The sequence below is a fragment of the Corynebacterium minutissimum genome, from assembly GCF_000805675.1.
GTDB classification, from domain to species: domain Bacteria; phylum Actinomycetota; class Actinomycetes; order Mycobacteriales; family Mycobacteriaceae; genus Corynebacterium; species Corynebacterium minutissimum.
Genome location: NZ_JSEF01000017.1, coordinates 1 through 19,725, shown reverse-complemented (window position 1 = coordinate 19,725; position 19,725 = coordinate 1). Strand labels below are relative to the sequence as shown.

At 59.2% G+C, this 19,725-nt stretch carries 19 protein-coding genes and 5 tRNA genes; 16 read left to right on the top strand and 8 right to left on the bottom strand.

Going from position 1 to position 19,725, the window contains the following annotated elements; all coding sequences use genetic code 11:
• Positions 1-129 precede the first annotated feature (129 nt).
• Positions 130-1,191: a CAF17-like 4Fe-4S cluster assembly/insertion protein YgfZ gene (gene ygfZ / locus NX84_RS10905; protein WP_039676511.1), complete on the bottom strand. Its 1,062-nt coding sequence runs from the start codon at positions 1,189-1,191 to the stop codon at positions 130-132.
• 30 nt (positions 1,192-1,221) lie between these two features.
• Here ygfZ and NX84_RS10900 point away from each other — a divergent pair, with 30 nt between their 5' ends.
• Entirely contained in the window at positions 1,222-2,100 is an 879-nt protein-coding gene (locus NX84_RS10900; protein ID WP_039676510.1) for an aminodeoxychorismate lyase, read from the top strand.
• 40 nt (positions 2,101-2,140) lie between these two features.
• On the opposite strand, the gene NX84_RS10895 is transcribed toward NX84_RS10900, so the two are convergent.
• Positions 2,141-2,824, bottom strand: a complete 684-nt coding sequence (locus NX84_RS10895; protein ID WP_039676509.1) for a heme-binding beta-barrel domain-containing protein — start codon at positions 2,822-2,824, stop codon at positions 2,141-2,143.
• Positions 2,825-2,887: 63 nt separating this feature from the next.
• On the opposite strand from NX84_RS10895, the gene NX84_RS10890 reads away from it, so the two are divergent.
• Complete coding sequence (locus NX84_RS10890; RefSeq protein WP_039676507.1) at positions 2,888-3,928, top strand: diacylglycerol/lipid kinase family protein; 1,041 nt, start codon at positions 2,888-2,890, stop codon at positions 3,926-3,928.
• Between the two features lie 37 nt (positions 3,929-3,965).
• On the opposite strand, the gene NX84_RS10885 is transcribed toward NX84_RS10890, so the two are convergent.
• Positions 3,966-4,802 carry an LmeA family phospholipid-binding protein gene (locus NX84_RS10885; protein WP_039676505.1) on the bottom strand — a complete coding sequence of 279 codons (837 nt, stop codon included), beginning with the start codon at positions 4,800-4,802 and terminating at the stop codon, positions 3,966-3,968.
• A 33-nt stretch (positions 4,803-4,835) separates the two neighbouring features.
• On the opposite strand from NX84_RS10885, the gene mshD reads away from it, so the two are divergent.
• The 5 genes from mshD to pstB all read left to right on the top strand — a co-directional run bounded on the left by mshD (position 4,836) and on the right by pstB (position 9,982).
• Entirely contained in the window at positions 4,836-5,771 is a 936-nt protein-coding gene (mshD, locus tag NX84_RS10880; protein ID WP_039676658.1) for a mycothiol synthase, read from the top strand.
• A gap of 174 nt (positions 5,772-5,945) precedes the next feature.
• Positions 5,946-7,061: a phosphate ABC transporter substrate-binding protein PstS gene (gene pstS / locus NX84_RS10875; protein WP_039676504.1), complete on the top strand. Its 1,116-nt coding sequence runs from the start codon at positions 5,946-5,948 to the stop codon at positions 7,059-7,061.
• A gap of 123 nt (positions 7,062-7,184) precedes the next feature.
• Positions 7,185-8,231 carry a phosphate ABC transporter permease subunit PstC gene (gene pstC, locus NX84_RS10870; RefSeq protein WP_039676502.1) on the top strand — a complete coding sequence of 349 codons (1,047 nt, stop codon included), beginning with the start codon at positions 7,185-7,187 and terminating at the stop codon, positions 8,229-8,231.
• A gap of 13 nt (positions 8,232-8,244) precedes the next feature.
• Entirely contained in the window at positions 8,245-9,156 is a 912-nt protein-coding gene (gene pstA / locus NX84_RS10865) for a phosphate ABC transporter permease PstA (protein ID WP_039676500.1), read from the top strand.
• Positions 9,157-9,208: 52 nt separating this feature from the next.
• Complete coding sequence (pstB, locus tag NX84_RS10860) at positions 9,209-9,982, top strand: phosphate ABC transporter ATP-binding protein PstB (RefSeq protein ID WP_039676499.1); 774 nt, start codon at positions 9,209-9,211, stop codon at positions 9,980-9,982.
• A gap of 131 nt (positions 9,983-10,113) precedes the next feature.
• Here the strand turns inward: pstB and phoU are convergent, their stop codons facing one another.
• Together phoU and dusB are read right to left on the bottom strand one after the other, a co-directional pair.
• Positions 10,114-10,842 carry a phosphate signaling complex protein PhoU gene (phoU, locus tag NX84_RS10855; RefSeq protein WP_039676497.1) on the bottom strand — a complete coding sequence of 243 codons (729 nt, stop codon included), beginning with the start codon at positions 10,840-10,842 and terminating at the stop codon, positions 10,114-10,116.
• A gap of 89 nt (positions 10,843-10,931) precedes the next feature.
• Positions 10,932-12,077 carry a tRNA dihydrouridine synthase DusB gene (gene dusB, locus NX84_RS10850; protein ID WP_039676496.1) on the bottom strand — a complete coding sequence of 382 codons (1,146 nt, stop codon included), beginning with the start codon at positions 12,075-12,077 and terminating at the stop codon, positions 10,932-10,934.
• Between the two features lie 214 nt (positions 12,078-12,291).
• On the opposite strand from dusB, the gene scpC reads away from it, so the two are divergent.
• Together scpC and NX84_RS10840 are read left to right on the top strand one after the other, a co-directional pair.
• Positions 12,292-13,794: a succinyl-CoA:acetate CoA-transferase ScpC gene (scpC, locus tag NX84_RS10845; protein ID WP_039676494.1), complete on the top strand. Its 1,503-nt coding sequence runs from the start codon at positions 12,292-12,294 to the stop codon at positions 13,792-13,794.
• A 117-nt stretch (positions 13,795-13,911) separates the two neighbouring features.
• Positions 13,912-13,984: transfer RNA gene (locus NX84_RS10840), tRNA-Lys, on the top strand.
• A gap of 72 nt (positions 13,985-14,056) precedes the next feature.
• Here the strand turns inward: NX84_RS10840 and NX84_RS10835 are convergent.
• Positions 14,057-14,389, bottom strand: a complete 333-nt coding sequence (locus NX84_RS10835) for a metal-sensitive transcriptional regulator (protein WP_039676492.1) — start codon at positions 14,387-14,389, stop codon at positions 14,057-14,059.
• An 84-nt stretch (positions 14,390-14,473) separates the two neighbouring features.
• On the opposite strand from NX84_RS10835, the gene NX84_RS10830 reads away from it, so the two are divergent.
• From NX84_RS10830 to NX84_RS10810, 5 genes are all read left to right on the top strand, one after another.
• Positions 14,474-14,549 (top strand) — tRNA-Glu (locus tag NX84_RS10830).
• Between the two features lie 34 nt (positions 14,550-14,583).
• Positions 14,584-14,660: transfer RNA gene (locus NX84_RS10825), tRNA-Asp, on the top strand.
• A 307-nt stretch (positions 14,661-14,967) separates the two neighbouring features.
• Positions 14,968-15,041: transfer RNA gene (locus NX84_RS10820), tRNA-Asp, on the top strand.
• 21 nt (positions 15,042-15,062) lie between these two features.
• Positions 15,063-15,135 (top strand) — tRNA-Phe (locus NX84_RS10815).
• 72 nt (positions 15,136-15,207) lie between these two features.
• Positions 15,208-15,510 carry a GNAT family N-acetyltransferase gene (locus tag NX84_RS10810; RefSeq protein WP_039676490.1) on the top strand — a complete coding sequence of 101 codons (303 nt, stop codon included), beginning with the start codon at positions 15,208-15,210 and terminating at the stop codon, positions 15,508-15,510.
• Here the strand turns inward: NX84_RS10810 and epsC are convergent.
• On the bottom strand, positions 15,507-16,070 hold the full coding sequence (epsC, locus tag NX84_RS10805) for a serine O-acetyltransferase EpsC (protein ID WP_039676489.1): 564 nt from the start codon (positions 16,068-16,070) through the stop codon (positions 15,507-15,509). The genes NX84_RS10810 and epsC overlap by 4 nt on opposite strands.
• Before the next feature lie 68 nt (positions 16,071-16,138).
• Positions 16,139-17,077: a cysteine synthase A gene (cysK, locus tag NX84_RS10800; protein ID WP_174519885.1), complete on the bottom strand. Its 939-nt coding sequence runs from the start codon at positions 17,075-17,077 to the stop codon at positions 16,139-16,141.
• Between the two features lie 252 nt (positions 17,078-17,329).
• Between cysK and ramA the strand changes: the two genes are divergently transcribed.
• Positions 17,330-18,169, top strand: a complete 840-nt coding sequence (ramA, locus tag NX84_RS10795; RefSeq protein WP_039676486.1) for an acetate metabolism transcriptional regulator RamA — start codon at positions 17,330-17,332, stop codon at positions 18,167-18,169.
• A 21-nt stretch (positions 18,170-18,190) separates the two neighbouring features.
• Positions 18,191-19,459 carry a UDP-N-acetylglucosamine 1-carboxyvinyltransferase gene (murA, locus tag NX84_RS10790; RefSeq protein WP_039676656.1) on the top strand — a complete coding sequence of 423 codons (1,269 nt, stop codon included), beginning with the start codon at positions 18,191-18,193 and terminating at the stop codon, positions 19,457-19,459.
• The last annotated feature ends 266 nt before the right edge of the window (positions 19,460-19,725 follow it).

Genomic DNA, 19,725 nt, shown 5'->3' with positions numbered 1-19,725 from the left:
CTTAGTCAGATATGTGTATGTTCCTGTAAGACACCATAGCGTGTGTGACGAAAAAATTCCGAACTACCCCCAGCGGCGGGCCAAAAAAGTGTTATACCCCGTGGCGGTGGGGGCATGTGCGATGCACCACTACCGGCCGCGCAGTCGGTCGACGGCAGCGCGCCCTGCCTTCGGCCCTTCATCCTGGGGGATGGAATCTGGTTCGACGGACGCGGCAACTGGACCAATAGAAAGGTCACCCTGGTTTAGAGCACTGCGCTTGACCAAGCCCAGCCCAATAGGGCCAAAGTCGCAATCGTCCACCACGGTGCCCAGGCGCCCTACTCGGCGCCCACCGAGCGTGATGTCGGCGCCTGGTTCAGGGGTCTCAGGCGCGGAGCCGTCGAGGTAGAGCAGGACGAGTAGGCGTGGCGAACGGCCGAGGTTTTCCACGCGGGCCACCGTCTCTTGGCCGCGGTAGCAGCCCTTCTCCAAGTGGACGAAGGCGGGGCGGTCATCGCTGCGGCGGATCCAGTGGGGGACCTCGTGTGGGATGGTTTTGCCGTCGAGGTCAGCAGCGAGTTCGGGTTCGCGGGCTTTGACTCGCTCAGCGGTAAAGGTCATAAGCCCTGCCACGCTGCCGCCATGGGATTCCAGCTCAGACACGGCGGCGGCGAGGTCAGCGCGCGGGACGAGGATATCCTGGCGCGGGCACCCGGGCCAGCAAACGGAGCGGTCAACCACGGTGGCAGTTGGCGTCGGCAGGGGAGCACCCAGGACGGAGATGACGGCGAGGTCAGCCTCGTCCACGGTGACCTCGGACCAAAAGATCATCTTCGTGAGGAAATCCTTGAGCGAGTCGAATTGCGCTGCAGGGACGTCGAGGAAGAAGGTGTCGCCCGTGAACACCAGATCCATGTGGTGCAGCACGTGGCCCTGTATATCGAGGTCCGCGGCGCCGGCGGCAAAGCCTGCCTCCACGTCATCGAGTTTTTGACTCAGCAAATTGTGGAGAAAAGCCTTGGCATCCGGACCTGAGACGGCGATGACGCGGCGGTGGGAGCGGTCAACAATCGCGGAGCCGGTCTCCACGGCGCGCTGCTCCACCAGGGGGTTTCCGTAGTGCCAGGGGACCCCGGAGACGTCGACAAGCGTGGCGCCCTGAAGCTCAGCGGCTCCGGGCCGGGAAAGAAGCGGCGAAGAGTAACTCACGTCTTTCGATGGTAGGGCATAATCGAGTCTATGAGCCTTCAGCCCAGGAAAGAGCCGGTCATCTACGTTGTCGAACCTTTTGGAGGGTCCGTTAGACGGCACATGCCAAGCCTGCCCTTGGTGCACTGGGATGATGCTGCGGTTACCCGCGGCGATGGCATTTTTGAGTCCCTCCTCGTGCGCGACGGCAAGGCTGCGAATTTCCGCCGCCATGCTGAGCGTTTCGCCCAGTCTGCCCGTGCGCTGGGTCTGCCAGAACCGCCCATGCACAAGTGGGAAGAGGCAACGCAATTGGCTATTGCGGATTTCTACGGGGCAGCAACGAGTGGACAAGCTCTGCCGGAAGCCAAGTGCACGTGGACGTATACGCGCGGCAGGGCGTCGACGGGCGTGCCCTCAGCATGGGTCGTCGTTCAGTCCATTCCGGAGGATGTGCTCAAGCAGAGGGAGAACGGTGTGAAGGTGATGAGCACGCCGCGTCTGTGGCAGGTGGCGGAGGAGCTGCCGGCAAAAACGCTGAACTATGCAGCGACTATGGCCACGCTGCGCCTAGCGCGCGAACGGGGCTTTGATGATGTCATTTTTACGGACCCGGAGACGGGACTGGTGTTGGAAGGGGCGACGTCCACAGTCGTCGCCGTCAAAGGCTCGAAAATTCGCACACCGGCGGGCAAGGGAATCCTGCCTGGTACTACGCAGGCAGCACTGTTTGAGCACGCCACCGAACAGGGTTTTCGGTGCAAGGCTAAGGAACTCACCGTAGAGGATCTGCAGGGTGCGGATTCGGTTTGGTTGGTCTCCTCCGTGCGCACGGCGGTGCGCGTTACCCGCCTCGATGATGTGAAACTCAAGGCGCCGGGGAATGCGGAGGAGATCCGCGGGCTTATCGACGCCTCACTGGCCCGCTAATCACTTCCCCCTCAGAGTTCCTTGCCGTGTAGTTGGGTAATTAGCCCGCGACACGGGTGAGCTCAGCGGACATGTAGGGGCGCATCTCACCATCGACGAGGCGCTCATCTACCCAACCCAGGTTGTTATTCGGCATGAGGCCGTACATGCGCTTGCCGGGGCCCAGGTTGGTCGGTCCAGTTTCAGTCACCATGGTCGAGGCGGATTCGAGCTGCCAAGCGCGCTCGTTGAACAGCGACCCATAGAAGATCTCGTTGATGCCATTAGAAGAGGTATAGGTCATCTCGATCTCGTCCTTGAGGGAGATACGCCAGAAACCCGACTCACGGACGTCAGGGCCGGTGGGGTTGCCCTCGGTATCGATCTTCCAGGTTCGGGAGGTGTAGGTCAGGTAGTTCTCACCGTCGTGCGCGATGATGAGCTGCTGGCCAAATGAGTACTGCTCGCCGTCGGTGCTGTGAGCCTGGCCCTCGCCCTGCCACACGCCCACAAGGGGAAGCAGGCCCAGCAGGCCATCGTGCAGCGACGGACCCTGGCGAAGGTTAGCCGTTTCATCCGGTAGCGGGTTTTCAGCTACGTCCACGGTGGGGATATTGCGGGAGGCGGCATCCTTCCAGGCTTCGGCGGCCTGGTTGACGGCTTCGTTGCCATCAATCTTGGTGTTTTCCGGGTGTGCGTCCCGGCGGTCCTGGGACTCGTTGTGTTCATTGTTCTGTTCGCTCATGCTGCCCCAGCGTAGTCGTGCCGGGGGTACGGCAACCACTAGGCTCCAGTACCCTGGTGTGGCATGCGCGTGTTGCTCATTTCTAATCCGAATTCCACCAGCCAGAATGCGGCTCTCTTCCGAGAGGTGCTGCCCATCATCCGTGGCGTGGAGGGACTGCGTCTGCTGACGCAATTTACTCACTACCCAGGCCACGCGGAAGAAATGGTTCGCGGCATGACGCGGGCGGACTATGACGTCATCTTGGCCTTTGGGGGCGATGGCACGGTCAATGAGATTGTCAATGGCCTCCTCGGTCCGGTCGACGCCGAGTCACGTCCGTCCCCGCAGGATATTCCAGCGCTAGCAGTTATTCCGACTGGTTCCGCTAACGTTTTTGTCCGCGCTCTGGGCTTTCCCAACACCCCGATTGAAGCCGCACACGTACTGGCGCGCATGCTGGACCGTGATATCCGCCGTGAAGTGTTCCTCGGCACGTGGAATGATCGTTGGTTCGCGGTCAACGCTGGATTCGGCCTGGATGCGGACGTTCTGGCACGTGTGGACCGAGCTCGTGAGAAGGGCTTTTCCGCCACCCCGCTGCGCTACCTTGCGGTGTCGTTTCAGGCCTACCAGCGCGCCCGTATCCGCCCGCCACGCATCAATGTACGTGCGGTCTCGCGCTCCGGGGACACCTTCAAAGCGGATAATGTGCCGCTCATGTTCACCTCCAACACCAATCCCTGGACCTTCTTGGGCCCGCTTCCGGTGGTGACGAATCCGCGTAACTCTTTTGACCAGGGTCTCGGATTGTTTGGTGTTTCCGACCTGCACGGGATTGATGGTTTGGTGGGCGTCCTTCACCTCTTTGGTGTGGATCGCCGTCACTGGCTCAACAAGGTGACGGATGCTCGTACATTGCACTTTGAGGATGCCGCCGAAGTGGACTTGGAATGCCCCAAACCGCACCGCTTCCAGGCTGATGGCGAATCGGAAGGTACTTTCACCACGATCCATATCGAGTCGGTGCCGAATGCACTCGAGGTCTTCGCGCCGATTGATCCGCGCCCGGCGTCCCAGCGCACAATCCGGGAAGTGCTGCGCGACTTTATCCGCATCAAGTAAACGACTGGCCGCGCCCAGTGGGTAGGGCGACCGTCAGTTAGTTCTGGCGCCAGCTGGGAGGCGTCGTCGGCGCACTACCCACCTCGTTGGCAGTGTCCTGGGCCTTTTGTGCTGCGTCTTCTACGGCCTTCTCCTCTGAACCGTCGATTTCGAGCGGCGAGAGCTGCGTGGTCTTGAGCGTGATGTTGCGGCGCTGTACCTCGAAGGAAATCGAGCCGCCATGCAATTTCACCGAGGTGGCTTGCGAAGGTAGCGGCAGTTCGCGCGTGTCCAGCACCAAGCTGAAGGCCTTCTGGAGACGTTCATCGTCCGTGCCATAGACGCTCATGCGGAATTCTGGGCCCACGAGCCGCAGCGTGACGGTGGCGGTGGATTTGGTGGTATCTCCCGGGAGCGTGCCAGTCAGCTCTGCCTCGGCAGACAGGCCGCCGGTAGGGGACATGTCATCCGGATTGGCAATGGACAAGTCCGTAATTCCCAGCAAGCGGCCGAGCGCGACGCCATCGAGACTGATGCTTCGTGTGTACGTCGAGACCGGGGAGCCCTCAAGGTCACCGTTAAAGAGCTGCTCGGGGCGAATGGTGATATCACGAAGAGTGGTCGAGGCATTGACCATGCCGAGCTTGGGCACCTCGACGTCGGAGGAGTTGACCTCGATGTAGGGGATCTCTTTGGTGAGTGCCGCGGCGGTAAAAGGCACACCACCGATGAAGACGTCCGGGGTATTGTCCAGCTGCGAGCTGGCCTTCGCCTTCTGGGCCACGGTGTGTTCCGCATGCATGGCCACTGCAGAATCCGCCAGCCACGTAGCCAACACGACGCCTGTCACGGCGGCGAGGCGCACGACGGTGCGGCTGAGATGGATGACGGTCACCCCTCTATTTCTACCGCACGTAGGCTGGGAACCATGAATATTGAAACCCGTACCTTGCCGCAGCATCTAGACCTCGCGGAGCAGGTAGCACTGCTTGCGCAGAACGCCGCTGCCCACGATGGCATCGACCCGCTTTCTGAGCAGTTCCTCCTTGGGCTGCGCGATGCCCGCCTGGGCCATGAGCACCTGTTGGCTAGGATCGGTGAGGACATTGTGGGCGTGGCCGCACGTGATGGCGACCAGGTAGAGCTCGTCGTGTCTCCCAATCACCGGCGAGCAGGGGTGGGGCAGGCGCTTTACGACGCCCTCCCGGCCCACCCACACCTGTGGGCCCATGGCAATCTCCCCGCCGCACAAGCACTGGCGAAGAAGAATGGGATGGACGTCGTCAGGCGCCTGCTGGTCATGGCGATTGAAGGTAAGGCGTTGCGTGACGCTGCTGGGCGGCCTTCGCTGGACGAGGGGCTGGACATCCTGTCCTATGCCGAGTCGGTCGAGCGCTACGACCGTGCGCATGCGGAGGAAGAGTGGGTACGCGTAAACAATGAGGCTTTTTCCTGGCACCCGGAGCAGGGTGGCTGGGACATCGAGCGCCTACAGCGCGGAATGGAGGCCGAGTGGTTTGACCCGACTGATGTGCTTTTCCTGTGGGACGGGATCGGTGGCAGCGATGAGAGTGCTGCACCTGATCACGCTGGAGTGACAATGGCGGGATTCCACTGGCTTAAATGGCATACCGAAGAGGAGCCCGCTTTCGGTGAGGTTTACGTGGTGGGATTGTCGGAAGCTTTCCGTGGGCGCCGACTGGGTGGCCCACTGCTGAGCGCTGGCCTGCAGCGTATGGTGGACAAAGGTGCCGAGAAGGTAATTCTTTATGTCGAGGCAGACAATGAGCCAGCGGTTAAGGCCTATGAACGGCTAGGCTTTTCTATTGCGGAGGAGCACTGCGTCTGGGCTAAAAGTGACTAGTCTCACGGGTTTTTGGTACAAGTTAACCGATTGTTTACCTCCAGATCCTTGTGTGGTTAACCCACTCGAGATAACTTTACGTTTCGTGAGTTAATCGTGCTCGCCTTGAATTTGGGGCGGAGGGCGATTTCCTCGGACAATCATTCTCTTGTATCCGCACCGGAAAGGTTTCCCGTGATTCGCAACTTCAAGCGCACCGCTGCTATCTTCGGTATCGTCGCCGCTTCCTCCACCGCTCTCGTAGCCTGCAACGACTCCAACGACTCTGGTTCCGACTCCGCTGACGGCGGCTCCGAGAGCTCGGAAGTTTCTGGCGAGCTCGTTGGTGACGGCGCTTCCTCCCAGCAGAATGCAATGTCCTACTTCCAGACTGCATTCTCTGAGGATCACCCGAACGCTTCCCTGTCCTACAACGCTTCCGGCTCCGGCGCTGGCGTTGAGGCTTTCACCAACGGCCAGGCTGACTTCGCTGGTTCCGACTCCGCTCTGAAGGAAGACGAGGGTGAGGTTGAGGCTGCTGCTGAGCGCTGTGGCGGCAACGAGGCATGGCACCTGCCGACCACCATCGGCCCGGTTGCTATCGCGTACAACCTCGAGGGCACCGAGATCAACCTCTCCACCGAGACCCTGGCTAAGATCTTCAAGGGTGACATCACCAAGTGGAACGATGAGGCAATCGCTGCTGACAACGAAGGCACCGACCTGCCGGACGAGGACATCACCGTCATCTTCCGCTCTGATGAGTCCGGTACCTCCGCTAACTTCCAGAAGTTCCTGAAGGCCGCTACCGGCGACTGGGACACCGAGGGCAAGCAGTTCCCGGATGCAGTTGGTGAGGGTGCCAACGGCTCCGCTGGTGTTGCTGACCAGGTTGCCAACATCAAGGGTGCTATCACCTACGTTGAGTCCGGCTTCGCTGACCAGAAGGAATCAGACGGCGTTCAGAAGGCAAAGATCGACTTCGGCCACGGCCCGGTTGAGCTGAACACCGAGTCTGTCAACGTTGCTCTGGAGAACCTGGAGTTCAAGGAGACCGAGTCCGAGCACAACATGGTTGTTGACTCCGACGCTCTGTTCGCGTCTGACGACGAGGGCGCATACCCGCTCATCCTGACCACCTACAACATTGTTTGCTCCGCTGGTTACGATGAGGAGACCTCCGCTCTGGTTAAGGCCTTCTTCAACACCGTCCTGGACCACCAGGATGACCAGCTCGCTTCCCAGGGCTTCATCCCGGTTGAGGGTGCACACCTGGACAAGCTGAAGGCTGCTGTTGACGCTCTGCAGTAAGCGCTAGAGCTTAAAAAGCTAAATATCTTCCCGCCCCCTCTGCCGCACTCGAATCGCGCTTTGGGGGCGCAGGTATGTAACGACAAATTCCATTCTTAACGCTGAAAAGGATTAGAACGTCTCATGGCAGACAATAATCTCACCACGGCGCCAGAGCAGACGGAACTTTCCGTCTCCGCTGCTGAGCGGCTTTCTTCCGGCGGATCCGAAGAACTTACCACGGCTAACTCCGGTAGCGGAGTTAAGCGGCCGGGTGACCGAGTCTTCGAATTCCTTTCTTCTGCCTCGGCTACTTTGATCACCGTCATGATTGCTGCCATTGCGGGCTTCCTGCTGTGGCGTGCTGTGCCTGCCTTGGGCGTCAACGACGGTGGCATCATGGGCTTCTTCACCTACGGTGGCCGCTGGGAGACCGGCGATACTTCCGCGATGAAGTTCGGTATCCCGACCATGTTCGGCACCACGGTTCTTATCTCCGTCTTCGCCCTGCTGCTGGCTATGCCGGTCGCACTGGCGATTGCCATCTTCCTGTCTAACTACGCACCCGCACGTATGGTCAAGCCGCTGGGCTTCCTCGTGGACATGCTCGCTGCGGTCCCGTCCATTGTTTATGGTCTGTGGGGCTGGCAGGTCCTCGGCCCGGCGCTCTCCGGTTTCTACTCGTGGCTGGAGTCTTGGGCTGGCGGGTTCTTCCTTTTCACCGTCTTCGATAACTCGCCGTCGTTTGCTACCGGCCGTAACCTCTTCACCGGTGGCATCGTGCTGGCCGTGATGATTCTTCCGATTATCGCCGCTACGGCACGTGAGGTCTTCGTCCAAACTCCTCCTGGCCAGGTTGAGTCTGCCCTAGCGCTGGGCGCAACCCGCTGGGAAGTTATCCGCATGACGGTGCTGCCCTTCGGTATGTCCGGCTACATCGCCGGCTCGATGCTCGGTCTCGGTCGTGCGCTGGGTGAGACCATGGCTCTGTACATGGTTGTCTCCCCGCTGGTGGACTTCCGCTTCTCGCTCTTCGACGGCGGTACGACCTTCGCCATGGCCATCGCCCTGGCATCCGCAGAGTTCGGTAATGAGATGCGCGCAGGTGCCTACATCGCCGCCGGCCTCATGCTGTTCTTGCTGACCTTCGTGGTCAACGCCATTGCCCGCGCCATTGTGAAGAAGAAGTAGGGAGGAGGACATAATGACTACTACTGCTAACGCCAAGCCTGCCTCCGCAGGCGCTACCTTCCTTGATATTTCGGCTTCCCGAAAGGCCACCAACACCATTGCCACCGTCGTGGTGTGGGCGGCCATGATTCTCGCCATGGTCCCTCTGGTCTGGGTTCTGTGGGAGCTCTTCGCCCGCGGCAGCGGCATCATTTTCAGCGCCGATTGGTGGACCGCGTCCCAGCGCGGCATCATGAACAGCGCTGAGGGCGGCGGTGCTGCTCACGCCATCATTGGTACCTTCATCCAGACCATCTTGGCCTCCATTATCTCCATCCCGATCGGTATCTTTACCGCTATCTACTTGGTGGAGTACTCCAAGGGCGGCTGGCTCGGCCGTATCACCACCTTCATGGTGGACATCCTGTCCGGTGTGCCGTCCATCGTTGCCGCGCTGTTTATCTTCGCTATGTGGATTACGCTTTTCGGCTTTGGCCGCTCTGGTTTCGCCGTGGCGCTTTCCTTGGTGCTGCTGATGATTCCTATCGTCGTGCGAAACACTGAGGAGATGCTCCGCGTGGTTCCCATGGACCTGCGTGAGGCCTCCTATGCGCTGGGTGTTCCGAAGTGGAAGACCATCGTTCGCATCGTCTTGCCGACCGCCCTGTCCGGCATCGTTACCGGTATCATGCTCGCAATTGCGCGTGTGATGGGTGAGTCTTCTCCGGTGCTGGTCCTTGTTGGTTCCTCCTCCATCATCAACTGGGACGCGTTCAAGGGCTCGCAGTCTTCGCTGCCGCTGATGATGCTGGATATGTACAAGGCCGGCGCACAACCGGCTGTCCTGGATAAGCTCTGGGGTGCAGCGCTGACGCTGGTTATCCTCATTGCCATCCTCAACATCGCGGCCCGTATCATCTCCGCGAAGTTCTCGGTCAAGAAATAGATCGCCGTAACACTCGATTCCGCCATACATTCTTAAGAGGAGAAACTCCCTAATGTCTAAGCTCGCGCTCAATGACGTGAACATCTACTACGGCGACTTCCACGCCGTGCAGAACGTCAACATGCAGATCCCTGCCAAGGCCGTCACCGCGTTCATTGGCCCGTCCGGCTGCGGTAAGTCCACCGTTCTGCGCACCCTGAACCGTATGCATGAGGTTATCCCCGGTGCCTACGTCAAGGGTGAAATCCTCCTGGATGGTCAGAACATCTATGACTCCAAGGTTGACCCGGTATCCGTGCGTAACACCATCGGCATGGTTTTCCAGAAGGCAAACCCGTTCCCGACCATGTCCATCGAGGACAACGTGGTTGCTGGCCTGAAGCTGTCTGGCGAAAAGAACAAGAAGAAGCTCAAGGAAGTTGCAGAAAAGTCCCTGCGCGGCGCAAACCTGTGGGACGAGGTCAAGGACCGTCTGGACAAGCCGGGCGGCGGCCTCTCCGGTGGTCAGCAGCAGCGCCTGTGCATCGCTCGTGCGATTGCCGTGGAGCCGGAGGTTCTCCTCATGGATGAGCCGTGCTCCGCGCTCGACCCGATTTCCACCCTGGCTGTGGAGGATCTCATCCACGAGCTGAAGGAGAACTTCACCATCGTTATCGTGACCCACAACATGCAGCAGGCAGCCCGTGTGTCCGATAAGACTGGCTTCTTCTCCCTCGAGGCCACCGGTAAGCCGGGCCACCTCGTGGAGTTCGACGAGACCACCAAGATCTTCGAGAATCCTTCCAAGAAGGAGACCGAGGACTACATCTCCGGCCGCTTCGGCTAAACAGTAGAGACTCGTTCTACCAAGACTGCCCCCTTCCCGAACCGAAAGGTCTAGGAAGGGGGCAGCGTTGTGTGAAAGGGAGAGTCGAACTCAGCGTGCAGGCGGCGCGCGCGGTGGGGGGCTGACGCGCCTTAGCGGTGGAACTGGCGCTCGAGCTCAGCCATGCGGGCTTCCAGCTCGGCCTCGCGCTGTTCCTGATCGCGCTTATGCATATAGCGCTCCGGGTCCAAGCCGGTGGCTAAGTAAATGATGCGGCCAGCGGCGGAGGCACAATGGTCCGCGAAGCGCTCGTAGTAGCGGGACAGCTGGGAGGTTTCCACTGCCTCGCGCACAGTGCCCTTCCACTCGCGCTGAGTAAGCATCCGCAACAGATGCTGGTTGATGTCATCGACCGCGTCATCATCATCCGTCAGGCGCAGGGCCAGGTCCGGGTCACGCGTAATGAGGAGCTCCTTCAATCCCAGGGACATATCCAGAACAAGCCGCGCGTACTCCTCGAAGAAGCCGAGGATATCCGCCGGAACGACGATCTCCGGGTGGCGGCGCCGCGCACTTGTGGCAATGTGCTGGGCTAAGCGGCCCATGCGGTAGTAGTCCTCCACGATATAGATGGAGGAGATCACTTGGCGCAGATCCTTCGCCATGGGGTTCTCAAGCGCCAGAAGAGACACAGCGCGGTCCTCGCAGCGCTCACGAACCTCATCGAGTTCTTCGCGCAATGAGACGGCCTCCTCGGCCGGCTGGAGGGCACCCTCCAGCAACGCCTGGGAGGCGAGAGTCATTAGCTTGTGGACGGTATCGCTCATGATGATGAGATCATGGGCAAAATTATCCAGCTGTTCACGATAGGCTGCGCGCATGTCTGCTAGACTACTTCATCTTTTGGTCTAGCGCGCGTTGGGATTCAGTCGCACGATAAAAATCTTACGGAATGGAAATCCGACAGCACTTATCCGCCCGAGTGCATCAGCTCCGCGCCTTCAGGCACGGTGGCATCTTCGGGATCATCCAACCAGCCTTCAGGGAGGACAACCTTGGCGGGGGAACCCTGGCGGCCACGGGCGCCATCGGCGTCGTCGGCAAGCGCAGGCGAATCCGCCCACGGCGCGAGCAATTCACGCAGATCGTCGAGAGAATTGACGCGGGAGAGACCCGCGCGAACTTCACCACCGACGGGGAAGCCACGCAGGTACCAGCCGATATGCTTGCGGATATCGCGGCTGGCCTGGCGCTCACCTTCATGCTGAGCCAAGAGCTCCGCATGGCGCGTCATGATGCGTGTGACCTCACCGAGGGTGGGCTCAGAAGGAACAGGCTCGCCGCGCAGGTGCGCGGACAGCTCAGCGAAGAGCCACGGGCGACCCAAACAGCCGCGCCCGACGACGACGCCGTCGCAGCCGGTCTGCTCCATCATGTCGTGGGCATCGGTGGCCTTGAAGATATCTCCGTTGCCCAGCACCGGGATACCGGTGTCAGCAAGATGCTCCTTAAGCCGTGCAATCTCATTCCAGTCCGCATGGCCAGAATAACGCTGCGCAGCGGTGCGGCCGTGGAGCGCGACTGCCGACGCACCTTCCTCCACCGCAATGCGTCCGGCATCCAGGTGCGTGTGGTGTTCGTCATCGATGCCTACGCGCATCTTGACGGTGACCGGGATATCGGTACCTTCGGTCGCTTTGACTGCGGCCGCCACGATATTGCCAAAGAGGCGGCGCTTATACGGCAGGGCAGAACCGCCACCGCGGCGCGTGACCTTGGGCACTGGGCAGCCAAAGTTCATATCGATGTGGTCCGCCAGGTTCTCATCCACGATCATTTTCGCTGCCTTATACGTGTACTTCGGATCCACCGTGTACAACTGCAGGGAGCGTGGGTTTTCCTGCGGATCAAAGGTGGTCATGTGGATGGTCTTAGGGTTGCGCTCGACGAGGGCACGCGCCGTCACCATTTCACAGACGTAGAGACCGGAGACCGTGCCGGTCTTTTCGACTTCTTGCTCGCGGCACAGCACACGAAAAGCCACGTTGGTCACGCCGGCCATGGGGGCGAGAACAACGGGGGAATTGAGCTGAATTTTTCCGATTGCAAGAGTCACGTCGCTCATTGTGCGCGGTGAGGGGGTGGGGTAGCAAATTGAACGTATGCAGCCACGAGTAGCGCTGACTGTATGTGGGGATCGGGGATAGAGAGGGGGTGCACAGTTTTGTAAAGAGTGCGGTAAACTCTTCACGCATTCGCTAATGTGGTGTATGTAACTAAGTGGAAGGGGCCGTAACCTAGGCCCTTTTTCGTAAATAAAGGAGGATTTAATGTCTGAGAGAATCGCGTACGCACCGTTTGAGAAGCTTGTTATGAGCGCCGACGAGGCTGCAAAGTTTGTCAACCACGGTGACCGTGTTGGTATCTCCGGCTTTACCGGCGCTGGCTACCCGAAGGCCCTGCCCACTGCCATCGCTGAGAAGGCCAAGACCGCTCACGAAGCGGGCGAGGAGTTTAAGATCGACGTATTCTCCGGCGCCTCCACTGCCCCGGACTGTGACGGCGTGCTGGCAGAAGCCAACGCTATCCGCTTCCGCTCTCCGTACAACTCGGATCCGGCGCTGCGTAACCGCTTTAACGACGGCTCCGCCCTCTACCAGGACATCCACCTTTCCCACTCTGGCCAGCAGGTTGAAGAGGGCTTCTATGGTGACTTCCAGGTAGCCATTATTGAGGCCGTCCGTATTGATGAGAACGGCAACATCGTTCCGTCTTCTGCGGTGGGCAACAACCTCGAGTACATCGAGGCCGCTGACAAGATCATTATTGAGATCAACGAGTGGCAGTCCGAGAACCTCGAGGGCATGCACGATATCTACAAGATTGAGAAGCTGCCCAACCGTCAGCCGATTCCGATCACTAAGCCGGCTGACCGCGTTGGTACTACCTTCATTGAGATTCCGGAAGAGAAGGTCGTGGCCGTGGTCAAGACCAACGCTCCGGACCGCAACGCGCCGTTTAAGGCTCCGGATGAGGTCTCTGAGAAGATTGCTGCGAACTTCATCGAGTTTCTTGAAGGCGAGGTCGCTGCTGGCCGCCTCGAGTATGACAAGTTCATCATGCAGTCTGGCGTGGGCAACGTCCCGAATGCCGTGATGGCTGGCCTGCTGGATTCCAAGTTTGAGAACATCCAGGCTTATACCGAGGTGATCCAGGACGGCATGCTCGACCTGATTGATGCCGGCAAGATGACCGTCGCTTCTGCTACCTCCTTCGCGCTGTCCCCGGAGTACGCAGACAAGATGAACGCTGAGGCAGAGCGCTACGCCAAGCACATCATCCTGCGCCCGCAGCAGGTATCCAACCACCCGGAGGTTATCCGCCGCGTGGGCCTGATTTCCTCCAACGGCATGATTGAGGGCGATATCTACGGCAACATCAACTCCACCAACGTCTCCGGCTCCCGCATCATGAACGGTACCGGTGGCTCTGGTGACTTCACCCGTAACGCCTACATCTCCACCTTCGTGTCCCCGTCCGTGGCCAAGGATGGCGCAATCTCCGCCATCGTGCCCTTCGTGTCCCACACCGACCACACTGAGCACGACACCATGGTTATCATCACCGAATACGGCGTTGCTGACCTCCGTGGCTTGGCACCGAAGGAGCGCGTTGAGAAGGTTATCGCCGTGGCTCACCCGGACTACCGTCCGCTGCTGGAGGAGTACTTCGAGCGCGCCAAGGCCAACAAGTTCCAGCACACCCCGCACGATCTGAAGACCGCCTTCGAGTTCCAGGTGAACTTCATGGAGAAGGGTGACATGCGCGGCTAGTTCGCTCATCCACCCCACGGCCTTTAGTGCCGGATACCGGCCCTCACCGTTTCAAACTGAACTAGGTGAGGGCTATTTTCTTTTCCAGAAGCCCACCTACTACAATGTAGGAACGTTGGGCCTTTAGCTCAGCTGGTAGAGCTACGGACTTTTAATCCGCAGGTCGCGGGTTCGATCCCCGCAGGGCCCACAGTAGGAGCCGCCTTTGGGCGGCTCCTTTCTTTTTGCTCTATGCCCTCCGATGCCTATTCCTCAATCTCTGTTAGCTCTTAACGAGCTTCCTGATGGCCCTCATGGCCTCCTCAAGCTTCTCTGTGGCCTCGTGCTCGTCTGTGGCGGCAGCGCCGGCTACACAGTGCTCAATGTGGTCCTCAAGGAGCGCTAGGGAGACGTTCTCGAGTGCTGAGGTCACTGCCGAAATCTGGGTGATGATGTCAATGCAGTACTGGTCCTCATCAATCATGCGGTGAATGCCACGGGTTTGCCCCTCAATGCGCTTGAGGCGGGCTAGATACTTCGCTTTCTGTTCGCTATCGGAGTTATAGCCGTGCACTCCGGGTTCGTGACAGGAGCAGGTATCCTGCTGGTCAGCCATAATTTTCTGCCTTTCTGCCGGGGCGATTTGGTTAAGGGAGGATATCTCCAGTATATTTTTACGAAGTTGCCTGAACGGCAACGGGCCCCCATCGTCTAGCGGCCTAGGACACCGCCCTTTCACGGCGGCGGCACGGGTTCGAATCCCGTTGGGGGTACCAACACCCCTGTGTTGGTGCATAAAAGAATACGTATGGCCCTGTGGCGCAGTTGGTTAGCGCGCCGCCCTGTCACGGCGGAGGTCGCGGGTTCAAGTCCCGTCAGGGTCGCCATTTTTATAAAGGCCATTGTTACGCCCCGAAGCGTTGTTAAAGAAACAAGCTTCGGGGCGTTTGTCGTTGTTATGGCACCTTCTCCGGTTTCTAACCTTTAGCCCTAAACGACACAATGTGTTGTTTAGGCCTTCCGGACCACGGTTCCGAGAGAGAAGAGACTTATAGGTCTAGTGCGAATGACGAGGCTGCGATGAGGGCGTTCAAACTTGCCTGAAAACTGGAGTTGACATGGTGATTTGGTGACTTTCTGAAGCGTTGTGTAGAGTACTTATTCGTGCCCAGCGCACAAGAGATAATTGAAAATGGCCCTGTGGCGCAGTTGGTTAGCGCGCCGCCCTGTCACGGCGGAGGTCGCGGGTTCAAGTCCCGTCAGGGTCGCCGAAGTCCCTTGTGGCTTCTGGCCAGATAGCTCAGTCGGTAGAGCACACGCCTGAAAAGTGTGGGGTCGCCAGTTCGATCCTGGCTCTGGCCACAAGAGCAAACCCCCTCCAGTTATGGAGGGGGTTCTTTTGTCTCTGTCTGTGGTGGGTCGCTTTTTGGTTTAATGGGCGCTATGACTACTTCAGTTGCGCACCAAACCGATCAATCCCGTTTCGTTATCACTGTTGATGGGAAAGAGGCGGGCTTCGCCGAGTACGCCGATACCGCAACCACCCGCGAGTTCACCCACACCGTCATCCACGATGCCTTCCAGGGGCAAGGTCTGTCGAAGACTCTCATCCAGGCAGCGCTGGATGATGAATCGACGGCAGCCCGTCAAGTCATCCCTTCCTGCAGTGCTGTGGCAGGGTTCATCGAGAAGAACCCTGACTACCAGCCGCTTACCACGCGTGAGGGCAACCTCTAGATGTAGTAATCCGGGTCCACCAGCTTGATGCGCTCGTCCTTCTTGCGGGGACGGTTCTTAGCGGGGATACCGATTGCGATGTGGTTTGGGGGCACATCTTTGGTCACCACGGCGTTAGCGCCCACTGCGGAGCCTTCGCCGATGGTGATGGGGCCCAAGACCTTGGCGCCGGCGCCAATGGTCACGTTGTCCTCAATGGTGGGGTGGCGCTTGGTTTGTGTGAGCACCTGGCCGCCGAGGGTAACGCCGTGATAGAGCATGACGCCGTCGCCGATTTCGGCGGTCTCACCGATGACGATTCCCATGCCGTGGTCAATGAAGAAGCGGCGCCCAATGGTGGCCCCGGGGTGGATTTCCACGCCGGTAAAGAAGCGATTCAACTGTGCCAGGATGCGAGCTGGGCTGCGCCAGCCGCGCTTCCACATGCGATGGGAAAGGCGGTGTGACCATATGGCATGGAGACCGGAGTAGACCACGGCATTCTCCACGTCACCGCGGGCAGCTGGGTCGTGATCGCGGGCATTGTCAAGGTCCTCGCGGATCATCTTTAAGATGTGCATGCGAACTATCCTATCTATAAAGAAAAAGCGCCCTAGGAAAATAGGGCGCTTTTATTCGCTGGGTTCGGCTATGCCTCGCGGATGTCCTCGAAGAGGATGGTGGAGACGTAACGCTCGCCGAAGTCCGGAGCAACCACCACGATGGTCTTGCCCTTGAATTCCTCACGAGCAGCCAGCTTCAGAGCAGCGGAGACGTTCGCACCGGACGAGATACCGACCAGCAGGCCTTCCTCGGTAGCGAGCTTGCGTGCAGTAGACACGGACTCCTCGGTGGTAGCGGTGAGAACCTCGTTGAGGATTTCGCGGTCCAGAACCTCCGGCACGAAGTTGGCGCCAATGCCCTGAATCTTGTGCGGGCCAGCCTTGCCCTCGGAGAGAACCGGGGAGTCGGACGGCTCGACGGCAACGAGGTAGGCGTCGGAGTTCTGGGAGCGCAGGTAGCGGCCAACACCGGTGACGGTGCCGCCAGTGCCCACGCCAGCAACGAAGGCATCAACCTTGCCCTCAGCGTCCTTCCAAATCTCCGGACCAGTGGTCTGCTCGTGGATCTTCGGGTTGGCCTCGTTAGCGAACTGGGAAGCCAGGATGGCGTTCGGGGTCTCGGCGATAATCTCGTTAGCCTTTTCCACTGCACCCTTCATGCCAGCAGCACCCGGGGTGAGGACGATTTCAGCACCGTAGGCGCGGAGCAGAACCTTGCGCTCGTTGGACATAGTCTCCGGCATGGTCAGGATGACCTTGTAGCCCTGTGCAGCACCGACGAGTGCCAGGCCAATACCGGTGTTGCCGGAGGTGGCCTCAACGATGGTGCCGCCAGGCTTGAGCTGGCCGGATTCTACGGCGGCGTCGACAATCGCCTTGGCGATGCGGTCCTTCACGGAGTTGGCCGGGTTAAAGGACTCGACCTTCACCAGGACCTCTGCGCCGAGGCCCTCGGTAAGGCGGTTGAGGCGGACGAGCGGGGTGCCGCCGATGGTTTCCAGAATGTTGTTGTAGACAGCCACGATGTGGACTCCTTTGGAAATAAGTTCTGACGTACAGCAGACACCTTACACTCCGCTAGTAGACAAAGTGGTATATAAATTCTGGACAGATCATTCGGGCATAGGATGTGGGATTCTCAGACTGTGAGCTGCGTGGCGCGATTTAGAATTACCCCCGTCGGCCGGTTATACTTCACAAACAGTGTTCGCCTACCCCCGTTCGCAGCGGGGGATATGGGTGCACCTGCTGGTTACCCCCGAGTAAGAGAGAGTCTCATGGAGCCGCATCGACTCAAGGATGACGACGAGGCCGTACGCGCAGCGCTGTCGTCGTTGAAGACTGCTACGGGTATTCCCGTCACTATGTACGGAACCCTTCTGCCGGATAATCGTCTGCAGATTACCCAGTGGGTAGGTCTGCGCACTCCGGCGCTACAAAACCTCGTGATTGACGCCAACGTGGGTGTCGGTGGACGCGTGGTGAGCACGCGCCGCGCCGTCGGTGTTTCTGACTACACTCGCGCCACGACGATTAGTCATGAGAATGACCGTTATATCCAGGACGAAGGTCTTCACTCCATTGTTGCGGTGCCGGTCACTGTCCAGCGGGAGATTCGCGGTGTTCTCTATGTCGGTGTTCACTCGCCGGTGCGTTTGGGTGACAAGGTGATTGAAGAAGTCACCATGACCGCTCGTTGCTTGGAGCAGGACCTTGCGGTGAACTCAGCCCTTCGTCGCGCTGATGGGGGCAAGGGCGGTGCCGCCCGTGGACACGTGATGAATGGTGCGGAGTGGGAGCAGGTGCGTTCTACTCACTCCAAGCTGCGTATGTTGGCCAACCGCGTCTCAGATGAGGATCTGCGTAAGGAACTCGAGGCTCTCTGTGACCAAATGGTCTCTCCGGTACGCGTCAAGCAGTCCACCAAGCTGTCTGCTCGCGAGCTCGATGTTCTGTCGTGCGTGGCGCTCGGCCATACCAATGTGGAAGCCGCCGAAGAAATGGGAATCGGTGCCGAGACCGTGAAGTCTTATTTGCGCTCTGTAATGCGTAAACTCGGTGCTCATACCCGTTATGAAGCGGTGAATGCAGCACGTCGCATCGGCGCGTTGCCCTGATTGTAGGTAAGTTGGGTGGGCGTGAAAGACCAATTTATTGTCTCCGGTGGGGCGCGCCTGCAGGGCACCGTAAAGGTGGACGGTGCCAAAAACAGTGTGCTGAAGCTTATGGCTGCGGCTTTGTTGGCGGAGGGCACCACCACGCTGACCAACTGTCCTGAGATTCTCGATGTCCCCCTGATGCGCAAGGTCCTCGAAGGACTTGGCTGCTCGGTGGAGATTGAGGGCCACACGGTGCGTATTACAACGCCCGCCGAGCTTCATTCCAACGCAGACTTCGACGCGGTGCGTCAGTTCCGCGCGTCGGTGTGCGTGCTTGGCCCCCTTACCTCGCGGTGTGGCCACGCCAAGGTGGCGCTCCCTGGCGGCGATGCTATCGGTTCTCGCCCGCTCGATATGCACCAATCTGGTCTCGAGAAGCTCGGCGCAAGCACCCGCATTGAGCATGGAGCTGTCGTGGCTGAAGCGGAGCATTTGCGCGGTGCCAGCATCAAACTCGACTTTCCTTCTGTGGGTGCGACCGAAAACATTCTTACTGCCGCTGTTCTTGCGGAGGGTGAAACTCAGCTACACAATGCCGCCCGCGAGCCGGAGATCGTTGACCTGTGTCTCATGCTCAAGGAGATGGGTGCTGATATCGAGGGTGAAGGAACCTCCACCATCACCATTAGGGGAGTGGAGAAACTGCACCCGACCGAGCACGAGGTTATTGGTGACCGCATCGTTGCCGGTACCTGGGCTTATGCTGCTGTGATGACGCGGGGTGACATTACAGTTGGGGGCATTGCGCCAAAGCATCTGCACCTTCCGTTGGAGAAGCTCAAGTCTGCCGGCGCCGAGATTGAAGCCTATGTCAACGGATTCCGCGTGCGCATGGACCGCCGCCCAACTGCGGTGGACTACCAGACCTTGCCGTATCCCGGCTTCCCCACGGATCTGCAGCCGATTGCCATCGGGCTTTCTTCTGTAGCGCAGGGAACTTCCATCATCACAGAGAATGTCTTCGAGTCTCGTTTCCGTTTTGTCGATGAGATGCTGCGCCTTGGTGCCGATGCGCAGGTTGACGGCCATCACGTTGTTATCCGTGGTCAGGAACAGCTGTCCTCTACCCATGTCTGGAGTTCTGACATTCGCGCCGGTGCAGGTTTAGTCCTCTCTGCACTGTGCGCGGATGAGACAACTACGGTTCACGACGTCTTCCACATTGATCGCGGTTACCCGAACTTCGTGGAGAACCTTCAGGCTCTGGGTGCCACCATCGAGCGCACGCAGGAGGAGGAGCTCTACTAAGGAGCAATGCTTGGCGACGTCTCCCCCCCGGTTCAACCTTGCGGTTGTACTGGGGATTTGTTGTTTGTTTGGGGTGTGCGTATATTTATCGGGGTCGCCGCGAGGTAGCCGTGAGGTTAACTGGTGGTAGATGTTTGAACAATGTTTGTTCGGTGGGTTTGACTTTGGTTGGGCTTGTTGGGTAATGTTGTTCGGGCCGCTTGCGAGAGGTTAACGTTTGGTTAATTTTCTTGTGGTGTGCGGATGATGTGTGAGAACTCAATAGT

Excerpts from the sequence above, each read along its gene's own strand:
- NX84_RS10900 (WP_039676510.1), top strand. The coding sequence starts at position 1,222 with ATGAGCCTTCAGCCCAGGAAAGAGCCGGTCATCTACGTTGTCGAACCT.
- NX84_RS10895 (WP_039676509.1), bottom strand. The coding sequence starts at position 2,824 with ATGAGCGAACAGAACAATGAACACAACGAGTCCCAGGACCGCCGGGAC.
- NX84_RS10890 (WP_039676507.1), top strand. The coding sequence starts at position 2,888 with ATGCGCGTGTTGCTCATTTCTAATCCGAATTCCACCAGCCAGAATGCG.
- mshD (WP_039676658.1), top strand. The coding sequence starts at position 4,836 with ATGAATATTGAAACCCGTACCTTGCCGCAGCATCTAGACCTCGCGGAG.
- pstC (WP_039676502.1), top strand. The coding sequence starts at position 7,185 with ATGGCAGACAATAATCTCACCACGGCGCCAGAGCAGACGGAACTTTCC.
- pstA (WP_039676500.1), top strand. The coding sequence starts at position 8,245 with ATGACTACTACTGCTAACGCCAAGCCTGCCTCCGCAGGCGCTACCTTC.
- pstB (WP_039676499.1), top strand. The coding sequence starts at position 9,209 with ATGTCTAAGCTCGCGCTCAATGACGTGAACATCTACTACGGCGACTTC.
- phoU (WP_039676497.1), bottom strand. The coding sequence starts at position 10,842 with ATGCGCGCAGCCTATCGTGAACAGCTGGATAATTTTGCCCATGATCTC.
- scpC (WP_039676494.1), top strand. The coding sequence starts at position 12,292 with ATGTCTGAGAGAATCGCGTACGCACCGTTTGAGAAGCTTGTTATGAGC.
- NX84_RS10835 (WP_039676492.1), bottom strand. The coding sequence starts at position 14,389 with ATGGCTGACCAGCAGGATACCTGCTCCTGTCACGAACCCGGAGTGCAC.
- NX84_RS10810 (WP_039676490.1), top strand. The coding sequence starts at position 15,208 with ATGGGCGCTATGACTACTTCAGTTGCGCACCAAACCGATCAATCCCGT.
- epsC (WP_039676489.1), bottom strand. The coding sequence starts at position 16,070 with ATGCACATCTTAAAGATGATCCGCGAGGACCTTGACAATGCCCGCGAT.
- ramA (WP_039676486.1), top strand. The coding sequence starts at position 17,330 with ATGGAGCCGCATCGACTCAAGGATGACGACGAGGCCGTACGCGCAGCG.